The sequence below is a fragment of the Psychrobacter sp. GW64-MNA-CIBAN-0177 genome, from assembly GCF_040309585.1.
Taxonomy (GTDB): domain Bacteria; phylum Pseudomonadota; class Gammaproteobacteria; order Pseudomonadales; family Moraxellaceae; genus Psychrobacter; species Psychrobacter okhotskensis.
Map to the genome: position 1 here is coordinate 97,802 of NZ_JBEOOY010000009.1, position 15,926 is coordinate 113,727.

The window sequence follows — 15,926 nt, forward strand, 5'->3', positions numbered from 1 at the left end:
AAAATTTACATCAAAACTGCTTTGTAGAATATTTTAGCAGGTACGATTTAATGTCTTAAAGTGAGGCTATCAACACCACATTTCAACTGCATTATGTGAGAAGTACCATATTAATAATACTCATCATCAAAAAAAACGCCTACCTCATTAAATGAAATAGGCGTTTAATCAATGAGTATCTTAAAAATTCAATAGGCTATGTATCACCGCCCATAATGGCTTGGTAATGATTAGCTGGCTTCACCAACCATATAGTCTACTGCATTTTGAACTTCTTCATCAGGAATATCCGCACCACCTTTAGCAGGCATCGCGTTGAAGCCGTTGATCGCATGGGTATATAGAGTATCTTTACCTTTTGCTATACGTGGTCCCCAAGCCCCTGCGTCCCCTAACATAGGTGAACCAAGCAAACCTGAAGCATGACAAGTCTGACAAACAGCGTTATAAACAGCAGCACCATCACGAGGGCCATCCCCTGCCGAAGGACCTGATGAGCGTGCGGTTACATCACAAACTTCATCGTCTTCGAAACATACTGTAGCAACAGGCTGAATACGCGCAATCAAATTAGGATATAGGGCAATGAGCTTTTGTACTTGCGGCGTATCTTGCGGAATAGGCTCTTCATCAGCCGCAGGCGCTGCAGCGGCCATCTCTTCCGTTGCCGCAGCGTCATCTGTGGTGCCGTCTGCTGTCACGCTCGCATCAGCTGCAGCAGTGTCATCTGTAGTATCGGCAGCAGCTTGGGTATCATCACCGAGCTGTTGTGGCGCATTTTCGACCACCTCTTGCGCTTCTGCTACATCAGAGACAGTTACAGGGGTATCTGCAACATCTTCCGCTTGGCTCACCGCGATACTAGCAATTCCTAGAATGGCAGCTGCCGATAACATCACTACTTTTCTCATTCGTCACGTTCTCTTATTACAGATACAAGGACTCGCATGACTTGGACATTCTGTTTATCCTCCTTTGACGACACCTCGTCATCAATAGCAAACAGCCATCCCGCCTGCAAGCGCACTTGTAATCGGTGATTATAAATATGAATTGTCCCTGACATTATAAGGGAAAAGGCAGGTAAATTGCCATGCCTGTTTAATGACTATCTTGTTTTTTCTTAAAAAGCGTCAATAGCAGCCTTCGCTCATTGGCTTTCTGGCTTTTATTTGTTAGACTAGGCGGTCTTTATTTTTCGACAGACTGCCCTGTCAATAATACTCAATTAAACGTAGTATGCAGTATTGAGCAACCTAGCAGTCAACTCGTATTATGCGCTCGTAGCTCAGTTGGATAGAGTATCGGTCTCCGAAGCCGAGGGTCGTGGGTTCGATTCCCGCCGAGCGCACCACTTCTTATGAATGATATTTCATCTCTCCCTAGCATTACCTCCTAATACTTCTAGCACCCTACCTACTAACACTTCCAAAAACCTTTAACAGCAACGCTCTGCGTCTTTAGCTGTTATTAACTATGATGTATTAACACCTATAAAATGTTGTACATATCGTTGTCAACCTCTATTCAATATATGTCATCTTCTAATTGAGCCGCAATTTGCCTTCCTACTTGCCTGCCTGATTGCCTATTTATAAAACTGTATGACTGACACTACTCTGCATCCTGTAAGTTTGCAGTTAATTGGGCACGGTTGGGGACTCGGTGGTAATTAATCACGGGTACGTCGCCTAGACGCCGTTGACCAGCGGCCACTTTTTTATCAATAGTAATCATCGCAATCTTTTTGTTTTGCTCGCTGATAACTAGATGATTGGCCTTACGGTTAACGCGATAGTCAGGAAAATAGTTATTAATCAATACCGCTGTTTTTTGTAGGTCGTCATTACTAGGTTTTTTCGCGCCTTTGGGTGATTTATTATCAAAGGTCTCATCCGCTTTTGCGCCTCGCGTCTTTGCGACCAGCCAAAGGGCTGCGACCACGGCTAGCAATATGACAAGCCACCAAATTCCATCTATCATATAAATATGCATCCATTGTAAGCAGGGGTTATGCCATGTTAGCAGAATTACCACCAGCGTTAATAGCTGAAGTAGCGCTTGCCGCCAAACTATTGGACTCAAAACAACGCATCTGCATTTTAACGGGCGCAGGGATTTCAGCAGAAAGCGGTATTCCCACTTTTCGAGATAAACAAACAGGATTGTGGGAGAACTACGGCGTTGAGGATTTGGCGACACCCGAGGCGTTCACTCGCAACCCAAAGCTGGTATGGTCGTGGTATCAGTGGCGCAGACAATTGGTCGCGGACAAAAAACCGAATCCTGCTCATGAGGCCTTAGCGCAGTGGCAATACCATAGCCAATCAACCGACCAGCAGGTAACACTCATCACCCAAAATGTCGATGACTTACATGAGCAGGCTGGTAGTAGCGTGACTCATTTGCATGGTAATCTGTGGGCCAATCGTTGTAGTCAATGCGATGCACCCTATAAAAAGCAGTCTAGAGGCTCATATAGCAGCGCTGACACTATGGATTATAGTGAGACGCTAATTAACTGCCCACATTGCGAGGGCTATATCAGACCAGATATCGTTTGGTTTGGCGAAGCACTGCCAGTCCAAGCATGGCAAACCGCTGAAGAGGCGGCGGCGAATTGTGAGGTATTTATCAGTATTGGCACATCGAGCTTGGTCTACCCTGCGGCAGGGCTTGCACAATTGGCCAAGCAAAATGGTGCTAACGTTATCGAAATAAATCCTGATCCAACGCCGAACGCCATCGTTGATATTACCTTGGTAGAAAAAGCCGGTGTGATTATGCCGTTGTTAATCAAAAAAATCACAGCGCTGTAATCGCTTGACCCTAGAAGCATCTCGTATAAAAAGAAAAGGCTTAACAATTGACATCAACCGTTAAGCCCTAGCGAATAAAAACTTCTTCAATCATTGCTTATTGCAAAGCAAGATCCACCTTTGCTACATATTCCTTTTTTAACTCATCGCTGATAAACGAAGAATGAAAGGCGTTCTTTACCAAAGTAACCACATCGTCTTCTGTCAGCGGTAAGTTTTCGCATATATTTATAAAGTTCTGATTCATGTAGCCTTTGAAATACGCTGGATCGTCAGAATTTATGCTGACATTTAGACCGTAATCTAGCAGTTCTTTGATATTGTGCTCTTGATAGGTTTCAAACACCTTGAGTTCGATATTAGAGTTCGGACAAACCGTCAACGGCATTTGCTCGTCTTTTAAGCGTTGCATCAGCTCTGGGCTTTTTATCGATTGCACGCCATGATCAATTCTATTTATCTCTAATAAATCCAAGGCTTCATAGATATAAGTAAAGTCTGCCTCTTCACCAGCGTGGGCAACCAATTTAAAGCCCGCTTCTTTGGCTTTTTGGAAAACGTCCTTAAACTTGGCAGGCGGATTGCCCAATTCTGCAGAATCAAGACCAACCCCAATGATGTCATCTTTAAACGCCAGCGCCTCCTCTAAGGTCTCAAACGCCTCTGCTTGCGATAAATGTCGTAAAAAACACATGATGATGCAAGAAGTGATGCCATATTGTGCTTTGGCATCGGCAAGCGCTTCTTTGATGCCAGTAATAACGGTTGCAAAAGGTACGCCCCTTGCCGTATGCGTTTGTGGATCAAAAAATATCTCCGTATGAATGACGTTGTCTTCAACACACTTAAGAATATATTCCCACGTTAAATCATAAAAATCATCTTGAGTGATGAGAACATTGGCACCCGCATAGTAGATATCTAAAAAGGTTTGTAGATTGGTGAAGTTGTAGGCGCGGCGTACGTCTTCTATGTCTGTGTAAGAAATCTCTATTTGATTCTTTTTCGCCAATCTAAACATCAGCTCCGGCTCAAGTGAGCCTTCGATATGTAAGTGCAGCTCCGCTTTTGGCAGTTTCTTTATTAACTCAATCATAGTGTTCCAGTAGTGGTTTTTTATCGAGATGCCTCTTGGTCAGCACCCGCTGTTTTAGAGTCAGTATTATATTTCAATTTACCGTAAAACCCTATGGACAAACGCTAAGCTGTTTTTGCCACTAATAAGAACTATTTTATAAAGACTGATTTATAAATGCCAGTTCATAAAAACTATTTCAAAAATACTACCGTATCAGACAGCTCATTACCTGCGGGGTCATGCTCAAGATGATAGTACTGACGCAGGACTTGTCCAACTTCGTCTAACAATTCAGCCAAGCTCTCTTCAGTGTTTTTATTAGCGATGCCAGACACGGCTTTTTCACACATTGCCCGCCAGACTGTGGGGCTCACGTGAGTGCTGATACCACGATCCGCGACTATCTCTAATTGGTGCTCGCAGATATTGACATAAACCAAGACGCCGGTGTTCTCTTCGGTGTCCCACACTCGATACTCGCTAAATAAATCCACCGCCCGCTCGCGACAGTCGATATGGAAAGCCTCCTGAATCGGTAAATGATTTTCTATAATTAAAAACACCTCACCGCGATGTCCACGCTCAGCGCTAGTCACCTTATCTGTCAGACGAGCTTTGGCTGCGGCTGTCAGCCATTTGCTATGTAGCAAAGGGACAAACAGTACTTGACGCCACCAGCGCGCAAAGCTTGTCTGTGACGAGTTGTTTTGTGCCATTATATTATTTCCTCAAGTAAATCATTACTGACGGTCATTTAGTGTGTTTTTCTATTTAGCACCTACTAGCGATTTACCACGAACCGCCTGCGCCGCCGCCACCGAATCCACCACCGCCGCCGCCAAAGCCGCCGCCACCGAATCCACCACCGCTACCGCCGCCCATGCCGGGCAAGAAAATCATGCCGCCCCCTCTACGACCGCCACCACCGCGTCCGCCACGACCACCGCCGGAGCCACGCGAGATTAAGAATAGCCATATAAATATCGCCATGATTAAGGTCATAAAGAAGCCGCCGCCCAGTGCCAGCGAGCCAGCAAAGAAACCACCAGCAGTCAAGATAGAGCCAAAGATGCGACCAAAAATACTGGTGATAAAGCTACCAAATATCATCGCCATGACGAATAAAAAAACAGGCGATGGGCTGTCACCAACATCGTTTTGACTTTGACTGCGTTCAGCCGCTTGTGCATCAGCGCGCGCCAACACTTCAGGATCAGCACCAAGACGCGCTTCAAGCGCCCCAACGCCTGCTAATATCCCAGCACCATAGTCGTTTTGCTTAAACAGGGGCGTGATGTCTTCACGAATAATACGATTGACGGCGGCATCTGGTAGCACTCCTTCTAATCCATAGCCGGTTAAGATATACATGTCACGATCATTGACCGCCACAACCATTAGCAAACCATCATCGATGTCTTTATTGCCAAGTTCCCACTTCTCTGCAACTTGTAAGGCATAGTCAAATATTGGCACGCCATTGGTTGTTGGCACAATGACCACAGCTGCTTGCGCCAAGCCTTGCTGATAAATCGACCGTAGCTGCGCCTCTAATCGTTGTTTTTCTTGCGGGTTCAAGATATTGGCTTGGTCAACGACAGGACTATTTAATATCAGCTTATCCGCATCGACGTTTTCAGCGCTTGATTGGACAGCTGGCTTAGCAGGCGCTCGTGTTGCTGGATTTTCACTATTAGCCGTGTCACTGTTAGCCGCATTAGGATTGATTGCATCATTGCCAAGTAGGGCGCCATTAATCGCTTCGTTACCTAAAACCGCCTCGTTAATCGCTTCGTTAGACTCGCCTGCTTTGGCTATCGCCACCAAATCCTCGACGCTGCGATTTTGTTGGATACTCGAGGTGCTATTTGAGCCACTATCACTAGCCACTGCCGTATCATTGGGTGCCGCATACAGCACTGGCGCACTACTGATGCTCAGCGTAAATAGTAATACTGATAAGAGTGCTTTTGAATGATTCATCTAATCTATACCACCTCAAGTGCCGTTTTTGCTGAATGCATAGTTGCTACGTTAATTAATACTACATTAATGGTTGCTACGTTAATGACTACTAAACTTCTCTGCTGACTCATCTGCTATGTTTTAAGCATTAACGCCAAAAGTAAAGCGTCAAACACCGCTTTACCTCAATCATCACTTATCTTTATGCTGCAAATGTATTTTATGCTACCAATATTATGCGTCTTACTTTACTGAGCAGTCGCTGCATCGTCGTCGCCAAAATCGACGCTGGGTGCGGTTGAAATAGCGTCCTCGTTGGCAACGCTAAAGTTTGGCTTGGCATCTAAACCAAATACTTTGGCGGTGATATTGGTTGGGAACTGACGTACCGTCGTATTATAGCTTTGTACTTCTTGAATGTAACGGTTACGAGCAACGGCGATACGGTTTTCCGTGCCTTCTAGCTGTGCTTGCAAATCTTGGAACAAGGCATCTGACTTTAGCTCAGGATAACGCTCAGAGACCGCCATTAGACGTGACAAGGCACCGGTCATCTGCTCTTGTGCAGCCGCATAACGCTCCATCGCTTCAGGATCATTGAGCACCTCAGGGGTCACGGTAATACCACCCGCACGTGAGCGCGCTTCAGCAACTTGGGTAAACACCTCTTGCTCTTGCTCTGCGTATTGCTGTACGACCTTGACCAAGTTTGGCACTAAGTCTGAGCGGCGTTGGTATTGGTTGACCACTTCTGACCACGAAGCCGTTACCTGCTCATCTTGAGCTTGCAGATTGTTATAACCACAACCCGTCAAACCAACGGTAGAAGTCGCTAATACTACTGATAGCAACATGGGTTTTACAATGGATTTACGCGTCATCGTTGTCTCTCCTAATAGTGATAAATAACAAATACCTAGTAACACGTTTTTTTATAACGGATATAACCGTTTATTTAACCATCTTGTGCCGCTACTTATCCAGTCTATCAACTGCTGGCCACCTTTAAAATATAGATAATGCTAGCAATGAGTGACGGTTAATACTAATAGCCTACAAGATATCCTGCCAATAATGGCGATATAAGCCACCTTTTACAATTCATCGTTACCAAAACACAACCGCAAAGCATGTTTGCCCAATGCTTCACATTGATAATACCCTCGATTCATAATGATAGTCATTATTACTCAGTTGATAGCCATTATTACTCAATAAGCCCACACAGCATTTGTCTACTGCTAATATCTTATTATTCCTTAAACTTTGCTATAGCAAATAAAATATGAATATATCCTTAATAATATGAAGAAATTTCTAGTAATTGCGCCAAAAATATGGCAAATTGCAGTTACGTAGCCGTACGGTTTGAATACATTTGGTAGTGGACTTATCGTTCGTTTAGTATTAAAGGATTATGAACGTCTCATTAACTCTGTTAACGGCCTGCCACAATCTTAGATGACAAGTTGATAGATCTTTACCAGTGTAGCCAATCGATACGACTCATAGCAAGTTGAATGCTATCACTTTAACGATAAGTATTTAATTACACAACCGACTGTTTTATCCGCTGGTCCATTGATAACAGCTCTTACGTCGATGATGTAATGACAAGATGTACCGCATAATAAATACAGCAAAGGATTGCAACTGCAGCTCATTTTAAAATTGACTCTAATGAGCGGTATACACATGGTCAGTGTTGCGAATAGGCCAAGCGGATAAATACAGACAACTACAGTCCATTCTGAGTGGCTAAGTACCGATAAGACTTAACTGAGATATTTAAGTCTGTGCAGGCAAGATAAGTGAACCACTAACATGATTGGTTGACGCCGGCATTAATAGCCACTTCGAGACAGTATTAGGAATATATATATGGAAGGTTTAGTCAATTTAGTAAACGGAATTATCTGGAGTCCTGCACTGATCTATCTGTGTCTGGGCGCGGGTCTGTTTTATTCCATTATGACGCGCTTTGTACAAGTACGTCTATTCGGTGAAATGATCAAGCTACTGTTTACTGGTAAGTCCAGTGCTGATGGTATTTCGTCATTTCAGGCACTTGCCGTCTCGCTCGCAGGACGTGTGGGTATGGGGAACATCGCTGGGGTAGCTGCTGCTATCGGCTTCGGTGGCCCAGGTGCAGTATTTTGGATGTGGATTGTGGCCTTCTTAGGCGCTTCTACTGCCTACGTTGAGTCAACGCTTGCACAGATTTATAAAGAAAAAGACATCGTTACTGGCGAATATCGTGGTGGCCCTGCTTATTACTTTGAGCGCGCTTTAGGCCAAAAGTGGTACGGCATCCTCTTCGCTATCGCTTCTATTTTATCTTGTGGTATGTTCTTACCAGGCGTTCAAGCCAACGGTGTTATCAATGCTTTTGCTCAGGTAATGGGTGAAGGTACTATGATGAACATCGGAGCCTTAGAAGTAGGCTCTATGCGTTTAGTTGCCTTGGTAATCATTCTAGTGGTTTTAGGTATCATCATCTTTGGTGGTATCAAGCGTATTGCAACCTTTACTGAATACGCAGTGCCTTTTATGGCACTAGGTTATATCGCTCTAGCCTTGATTATCATGTTCAGCAATGTCAGCTTGATTCCAGATGTATTTGGTATGATCGTTGGTGATGCCTTTACCGCACAAGCCGGTTTTGGTGCTGCTATTGGTTGGGGTGTCAAACGTGGTATTTACTCTAACGAAGCTGGACAGGGCACAGGTCCTCACGCTGCGGCCGCTGCTGAAGTTCAGCATCCCTCACAGCAAGGCCTAGTACAAGCATTCTCGGTCTATGTCGATACGTTGCTCGTTTGTTCTGCGACTGCCTTTATGATTTTATCTACTGGTATGTACAACATTCAAGGCACGCTTCCAGATGGTCAGTTCATCGTACAGAATGTTGCCGCTGGTGTGGAAATCAGTTCACCAGCCTTTACGCAAATGGCAATGGAATCTGTTTATGGTACTTATGGCAATACCTTTATTGCTATCGCCGTATTCTTCTTCGCCTTTACGACCATCTTAGCGTACTACTACATCGCTGAAGTGAACGTCACTTACTTGACTCGCTTTATCGGTCGCGGCGCTCACAAGACTGGTCTGTTCTTAGTAAAAGTGCTTATCATGGTGATGGTCGCTTACGGTGGTCTTAACTCAGCAGGCTATATCTGGGCTATTGGTGATATTGGTGTTGGCCTCATGGCTTGGCTCAATATTGTTGGTATCTTGGTTATCTTCTTTGTGGCTCGTCCAACGCTTACTATGCTTAGAGACTACGAAGCACAGCTTAAAGCGGGTGTTACGGACTATACTTTTGATCCTGCCAAATTCGGTATCAAAAACGCCCCTTATTGGGAAGAGCGTCATCTTAAACAGCAACAAAGAATGGCAGCAGATCCATTACGTAAAGAGCATAAATAACGTTCTTTGATGTGCCTACTGTTCACTCTTATTAAGCAAAAGTAAAAAAGCCCGAGACCATTGTCTCGGGCTTTTTGGTTTATAAGTTTGGAGTGATTAAAGTAAAAAACAGCAAAGGCAAACATAGCTTTAATAACGGCTTTGAGCGTATTTTCTTATGAGCGTATTTTCTTATGAGCGTATTTTCTTATGAGTGTAAGCATCTATAGTTAGTGAAAAGTAATATCGAACCATGAGGCACTGCTGATAGCGTCGCGCTTTTAGGGTATTTTGACTATATGGTTAAATGACAGAAGCATCATGGCATTATGTATGGACAAAAAAATGCATGCACAAAAAAAGCCCAGCGCAGCGGCTAGGCTTTTTAGGTATTGCTAGTAGCTTATGTTAGTCGGCGTATAAAAGTGCTTATACTTACCTAAACATAAGCCAGATAGTACAACTTACTCAGGCATTAATACGGCATCGATGGTATGTACCACACCATTAGTCGCCATTATATCAGTACCAGTGATGTTGGCCGTTCCGCCGGTCGCATCAGTAATGACATTAGCATCGCTGATAGAAATCGTTGCGCCGTTAGCGGTTTTGATATCAGTACCATAAGGGATATCAGCGGCTTTAACTTCCATATCTACTACGTGGTAAGGAAGTACTTTTTTGAGTAGATCGGTGTTAGCGAGTAACTCTTCTTTAGTCACGCCTAACTTCTCTAGTACTGGAGCAAAAGCGTCGTCAGTTGGAGCAAATACGGTGTATTTGGTGTCTTCCATCAACATAGTATCAAGGCCAGCGGCTTGAAGCGCTGCGGTCAAGATAGTTAGGTTCTCATTGCCCGCTGCTATTTCAGCAATCGTTTGAGTCGCCATGGTATCTGCCATTGGGTCAGCCATAGGCTCTGCTTCTACAGCTGGATCAACCATGACTTCAGGCTCAGCCATTGTTTCAGTCGTGGCTTCAGGCTCTACCGGTTCAGTAACAGCTTCTTTGTCATTACAAGCGGCTAGTGACATTGCTGCGGTAACGACGGCGATAGATAGTAAATTCTTCTTTAACATGGGTATATCCTTGTAGATGTTAATTAGTTTATGGGCTTAGTTAATAAAGCGGCTTATTAAAGTGACTTGTGCATTAATGAAGATAACAGTCAGCGATTAATAAGTCTCAGTAATCAACTGGCCAACTCTAAACATGTATTAAAATTAGTTCTGCCATATCAATAAATACGATTTTAACTGATTAATCTGCAATTCATGCTTATTTAGGTAGCAACACTGTATTGATCACGTGTACTACCCCATTATTGATAAAATAACGTTTATAAAGTAACGTTTAAACAAAAATTGAAGTAAAGATTAGCGTTAAAAATATCTTTAATAATCAGCTTGCACAAACGATGGCTGGTACGAGTACCAGCGTCATCATATAAAAAGACAAAAAGTGAGCACTGCTTTTAATAAGTACTGATTTCAATAAGCACTGCTTTTAATAAACATTGCTGTCAACAATCATGACATCAAAAGTTATTTTGGCATCAATACTCTATCAACCACGTGCACCACACCGTTGGTAGCGGCAATATCTGTTTTGACGATATTAGTTGTACGACCCATCTCATCCATTAGTTGGCCTTTCGGGGTCACCATCAAGGTATCATTGCTCAAGGTCATGACATTGCCAGGCTTCACATCTTTGGCATACATCGCCATATTGCCGTTGATCACGTGATAGCCTAAAATTTTGGTCAACAGTGGCTTATTAGCAAATAACTGCGCTTTGGTCATTTTGGTTTCGGCCAATGCTTGCATAAACGCGGCATTGGTTGGAGCAAATACCGTATAGTTGGCATTAGGATCAGACAAGGCACTCGCGAGGCCTGCCGCTTGTACTGCTTCAACTAATAGCGAGAAGTCTGGGTTGCTTTGGGCAATTTGTACCACATTCATTTTTGCCATAGATTGACTATGCATGGGTGCTTTAATCTCTGCGCTTTTAGTAGGCATCATATTATTACAAGCCGTTAAACCCGCGATCGAAAGCGCTAATGTACCGATAGTAGCAATTTTGGTAATTTTCATAACATTGTCCTTAATGATTGAATCATTCTTGATTATTGTATTACTAATTTACGAGTAGATAATTAACTCTTAAAATTCGCTGGCACTGGCATAGGTAAGTATTAATAATGATTACTAAATAAAAATAATTAACATTTGCTTGTAAGCAGTTCTTACTAAAAGTCAATACTTCTGAAATCAAATTAACATATAGAGCATCCTTATTAGTTCACTTTTACGCTATTTTTGTCATGAGTATGTAATTTATGTCAGTCTTTTAGGTGGCTTAATAGACTTTAATTTTAAAAACAAAGCTTTATGTAATCTTTAAGCGAAATGATATTCATTTGTCCCCTAGTATTTTATGTCATACACTTTAGTCCATGTCGTAGTAGCATGAGCAAGCGAATGCTGAGGAGACAACATCACGCTTTGGTATCGCCAAAACAGCAATCGCTACAATCCCTCGAGACGACGAATTTTCATGCTAAAATAACGTATATTTCTCTCTTTTTAAGCGTGTAATTTTTATTTATTACTTTGAATGGCTCCCAACGCTTTTCTTCTTCCCTATCATAATATTGACGATATAAGCAGTCCTTCTATGACACTACAAACCGCTACTCAAGCAGATAATACCTCAGCTGACGATAACACCACTCCGAACGATTTTGTCCTAACGCCGCCTGAGGTATTTCCTTACAAGGCACAGCAGCTCACCGCTCGCGAGCGTATTACCAAGCAAATGGCTTTACGGATTTTGATGCTCGATGGCGCGATGGGCACGCATATCCAGAATTATAAGCTGGAAGAAGCTGATTATCGCGGGGCGCGCTTCGCTAATATTGAGCAGGACGTACGCGGTAATAACGATCTGTTGGTACTCACGCAGCCGCAGATGATCAAAGAGATTCATAGCGACCACCTGACCGCTGGCGCAGACATTATCGAGACCAATACCTTTAATGGTACGCGGCTGTCGATGGCCGACTACGATATGCAGTATCTGGTGCCAGAATTGAACAAGACGGCTGCCAAGATTGCCCGTGAAGCGGCTGACGAATACACTGCCAAGACGCCTGACAAGCCACGCTTCGTCGCTGGAGTCATAGGGCCAACGTCACGAACTTGCTCGCTATCTCCTGATGTCAACGACCCTGCTTTTCGTAACATTACCTTTGATGAGTTGGTGCTTAATTATCGTGAAGCCACACTGGCGCTCATGGAAGGCGGTGTCGACCTCATCCTAATCGAGACTATTTTTGATACGCTCAATGCCAAAGCTGCCATCTTTGCAGTGACAGGGGTGTTTGATGATATCGGTTTTGAATTACCGATTATGATTTCGGGGACGATTACTGATGCGTCAGGTCGTACACTATCTGGTCAAACGGCAGAAGCCTTTTATAACTCGATTCGCCATGCTAAGCCCTTAACCGTCGGTTTTAACTGTGCACTTGGTGCTGATGCCCTGCGTCCGCATATTCAAACGCTGTCTAATATCGCCAATACCTATGTCTCCGCGCATCCGAACGCCGGTCTGCCGAATGAGTTTGGTGAGTATGATGAAACAGCCGAGGAAACCACGGCCCTGCTAGAGGGCTTTGCCAAAGCAGGTATCTTAAACATCGTCGGTGGCTGCTGTGGTACGACGCCTGAGCATATCCGCCAAATCGCTAATATGGTGGCAAAATATCCACCGCGCGAAATTCCTGAGATTGCGCCTGCCTGCCGCTTATCTGGACTTGAGCCCTTTACCATCACGCCTGAGAGCTTATTCGTCAACGTCGGTGAGCGTACCAACGTCACCGGTTCGAAGAAGTTCTTACGTTTGATTAAAACCGAAGCCTACACGGAAGCACTTGATGTTGCCCGCGATCAAGTCGAAGGCGGCGCGCAAATCGTCGATATCAACATGGATGAAGGCATGCTCGACTCCAAGCAGGCGATGATTCACTTCGTCAACTTGGTCTCAGGCGAGCCGGATATCAGCCGTGTACCCTTAATGATTGACTCGTCTAAATGGGACATCATCGAAGAAGGTCTCAAGCGCACACAGGGCAAATCTGTCGTCAACTCTATCTCCTTAAAAGAAGGTCATGCTGAGTTCGTTGAACGCGCCAAACTGTGTATGCGCTACGGCGCCGCTATTATCGTCATGGCCTTTGATGAAGACGGACAAGCCGATACTTATGAGCGTAAAACTGAGATTTGTCAGCGCAGCTATGATGTCTTGGTCAATGAAGTCGGCTTTCCATCAGAAGATATCATCTTTGACCCGAATATTTTTGCGGTCGCCACCGGTATCACTGAGCACAACAATTATGGCGCAGACTTTATCAATGCGACCAAATGGATTACCGATAACCTGCCCAATGCCATGGTATCGGGCGGCGTCTCTAACGTCTCGTTTAGCTTCCGTGGTAATCCGATTCGTGAAGCCATCAACTCCGTATTCCTTTATCATGCAATTCAAAATGGCTTAACCATGGGTATCGTTAACCCTGCCATGCTTCAGCTGTATGATGACATCCCTAAAGAAGCACGCGATGCCATCGAAGACGTGATGCTCAACCGCAATCAAGGCGAAACCGGTCAAGATGCCACTGAGCGCCTGATGACGGTCGCTGAAAACTACCAAGACGGTGGTAAGAAAAAAGACAGCACTGTCGACATGAGCTGGCGCGAAGGCACGGTAGAAGCCCGTATCGCGCACGCATTGGTCAAAGGCATTACTACCTTTATCGAAGCCGATACCAAAGAAGCGTGGGAGAAGTACCCCAAACCCCTCGATGTCATCGAAGGGCCACTCATGGACGGCATGAATATCGTCGGTGATTTATTTGGCTCGGGTAAAATGTTCTTACCGCAAGTGGTCAAGTCGGCACGGGTGATGAAACAATCGGTAGCGTGGCTGAACCCGTACATCGAAGCGGAAAAAGTCGAAGGCGAGGTCAAAGGTAAAATCCTTATGGCGACCGTCAAAGGCGACGTCCATGATATCGGCAAAAACATCGTCGGCGTGGTACTCGGCTGTAATGGCTATGACATCGTCGATCTAGGCGTGATGGTGCCGTGTGATAAGATCCTCGATACCGCTATTGCCGAAAAAGTCGATATCATCGGGCTATCGGGTCTGATTACCCCAAGCCTCGATGAGATGGTCTATGTCGCCAAGCAAATGCAAGAACGCGGCATGACCCTACCGCTGATGATTGGCGGGGCAACGACGTCTAAAGCGCATACTGCGGTCAAAGTCGAGCCGCAATATCAAAACGATGCCGTCATCTATGTATCCGACGCCTCACGTGCAGTCGGCGTGGTCACCAAGCTGCTCTCTAAAGAGAACCGTGTACAGTTAATTGATGATACTCGCGCCGAATACATTAAAGTGCGTGAGCGTCTGGCCAAGCGCCAGCCCAAAGCCGCTAAGATATCGTACGCTGAGTCGGTTAAGATTGGCTTTCAATATGACTGGGAAAACTATACGCCGCCTGTCCCTAATAAGTTAGGACAAGTAATATTTGACGACTACCCTATCACCAACCTGCTGCCTTATATTGACTGGACACCGTTCTTTATATCTTGGGGACTGACAGGTAAATATCCCAAAATTCTGCAAGATGATGTGGTTGGTGAAGCGGCTCGTGATCTGTTTGGTAATGCCGAGGACATCCTACAAAAGCTAATTGATGAAAAGTTAGTCGTGGCAAAGGGCGTGTTTAAATTGATGCCAGCCCGTCGCACGGCTGCCGACACTGTCACCGTCTATGATCAAGCGCCGACTGAGGGCGGCACAGCAGAATATCAGTTTGAGCACTTACGTCAACAAAGTGACAAAGCCAGCGGCAAGCCAAACTTTAGCTTGGCTGACTTTATCTCGCCATCAGAGTCGTGTACTGATTACTTGGGCGGCTTTACGGTATCGATGGTGGGTACAGAGGCACTCGCTGAAAAGTATAAAGCGGCTGGTGATGACTATAACGCTATCATGGTGCAGGCTTTGTCAGACCGTTTGGCAGAAGCTTTTGCGGAGCATTTGCACGAGCTGATCCGTAAAGACTATTGGGGCTATCAGGCTGACGAAAACCTAACCAATGATGAGATGATCAAAGAAAAATACGTCGGTATCCGTCCAGCACCTGGCTACCCTGCCTGTCCGGAACACACGGAAAAAGGTAAGCTATTCGAATGGTTAGGTACTACCGATGCGATCGGTACGACATTAACGGAAAGCTATGCAATGTGGCCGGGCTCATCGGTCAGCGGCTTTTATTACTCGCATCCTGATAGTGAATACTTCAACGTCGGAAAAATCGGCCGTGATCAGTTAGAGAGTTATGCTGAGCGTAAAGGCTGGGATATGAAGACGGCTGAGAAGTGGTTAAATCCGAATTTGTAAGATGGTTTTGAGTAGGATTGGTTTTAAAGCCAATCCTACTCTCTGCTCTTCCAACTCAAGGTTTGTACAATTATAGAGTTCTCAATGCATTCATCTTATATACCCCACTCTCAACTTGAAATAAGCAAATCAAACTGAAGAGGCGGATTACCAAGTTTTTTGTTGAGTACAAAGCA

The 15,926-nt window shown here is 44.7% G+C and carries 11 protein-coding genes and 1 tRNA gene; 4 read left to right on the forward strand and 8 right to left on the reverse strand.

Annotated elements, in window-relative coordinates; genetic code table 11:
* Positions 1 to 230 precede the first annotated feature (230 nt).
* Positions 231 to 896 (reverse strand): cytochrome c5 family protein, encoded by a 666-nt coding sequence (locus tag AAEY79_RS08025; RefSeq protein WP_227687539.1) that lies wholly within the window; start codon positions 894 to 896, stop codon positions 231 to 233.
* A gap of 381 nt (positions 897 to 1,277) precedes the next feature.
* Here AAEY79_RS08025 and AAEY79_RS08030 point away from each other — a divergent pair.
* A tRNA-Arg gene (locus AAEY79_RS08030) sits at positions 1,278 to 1,354 on the forward strand.
* Between the two features lie 260 nt (positions 1,355 to 1,614).
* Here the strand turns inward: AAEY79_RS08030 and AAEY79_RS08035 are convergent.
* Positions 1,615 to 1,983 (reverse strand): hypothetical protein, encoded by a 369-nt coding sequence (locus tag AAEY79_RS08035; RefSeq protein ID WP_201576569.1) that lies wholly within the window; start codon positions 1,981 to 1,983, stop codon positions 1,615 to 1,617.
* 35 nt (positions 1,984 to 2,018) lie between these two features.
* Between AAEY79_RS08035 and AAEY79_RS08040 the strand changes: the two genes are divergently transcribed.
* Positions 2,019 to 2,819 (forward strand): NAD-dependent deacylase, encoded by an 801-nt coding sequence (locus AAEY79_RS08040; protein WP_352287972.1) that lies wholly within the window; start codon positions 2,019 to 2,021, stop codon positions 2,817 to 2,819.
* A gap of 97 nt (positions 2,820 to 2,916) precedes the next feature.
* Here the strand turns inward: AAEY79_RS08040 and AAEY79_RS08045 are convergent, their stop codons facing one another.
* From AAEY79_RS08045 to AAEY79_RS08060, 4 genes are all read right to left on the reverse strand, one after another.
* On the reverse strand, positions 2,917 to 3,915 hold the full coding sequence (locus tag AAEY79_RS08045; RefSeq protein WP_201582307.1) for an adenosine deaminase: 999 nt from the start codon (positions 3,913 to 3,915) through the stop codon (positions 2,917 to 2,919).
* Positions 3,916 to 4,088: 173 nt separating this feature from the next.
* Positions 4,089 to 4,613 (reverse strand): TPM domain-containing protein, encoded by a 525-nt coding sequence (locus AAEY79_RS08050; protein WP_201582312.1) that lies wholly within the window; start codon positions 4,611 to 4,613, stop codon positions 4,089 to 4,091.
* Between the two features lie 73 nt (positions 4,614 to 4,686).
* A complete protein-coding gene (locus AAEY79_RS08055) occupies positions 4,687 to 5,880 on the reverse strand; it encodes a TPM domain-containing protein (protein ID WP_350587736.1) in 1,194 nt (397 codons plus the stop codon).
* 230 nt (positions 5,881 to 6,110) lie between these two features.
* Positions 6,111 to 6,743, reverse strand: a complete 633-nt coding sequence (locus AAEY79_RS08060) for a LemA family protein (protein WP_201576561.1) — start codon at positions 6,741 to 6,743, stop codon at positions 6,111 to 6,113.
* A gap of 1,000 nt (positions 6,744 to 7,743) precedes the next feature.
* Between AAEY79_RS08060 and AAEY79_RS08065 the strand changes: the two genes are divergently transcribed.
* Complete coding sequence (locus AAEY79_RS08065) at positions 7,744 to 9,291, forward strand: sodium:alanine symporter family protein (protein ID WP_201575549.1); 1,548 nt, start codon at positions 7,744 to 7,746, stop codon at positions 9,289 to 9,291.
* Between the two features lie 443 nt (positions 9,292 to 9,734).
* Here AAEY79_RS08065 and AAEY79_RS08070 read toward each other — a convergent pair whose 3' ends face one another.
* Both AAEY79_RS08070 and AAEY79_RS08075 read right to left on the reverse strand, forming a co-directional pair.
* Complete coding sequence (locus tag AAEY79_RS08070) at positions 9,735 to 10,349, reverse strand: fasciclin domain-containing protein (RefSeq protein WP_173240191.1); 615 nt, start codon at positions 10,347 to 10,349, stop codon at positions 9,735 to 9,737.
* A gap of 465 nt (positions 10,350 to 10,814) precedes the next feature.
* On the reverse strand, positions 10,815 to 11,369 hold the full coding sequence (locus AAEY79_RS08075) for a fasciclin domain-containing protein (RefSeq protein WP_201575551.1): 555 nt from the start codon (positions 11,367 to 11,369) through the stop codon (positions 10,815 to 10,817).
* Between the two features lie 583 nt (positions 11,370 to 11,952).
* On the opposite strand from AAEY79_RS08075, the gene metH reads away from it, so the two are divergent.
* Positions 11,953 to 15,750, forward strand: a complete 3,798-nt coding sequence (gene metH, locus AAEY79_RS08080) for a methionine synthase (protein WP_352287977.1) — start codon at positions 11,953 to 11,955, stop codon at positions 15,748 to 15,750.
* Positions 15,751 to 15,926: the final 176 nt, after the last annotated feature.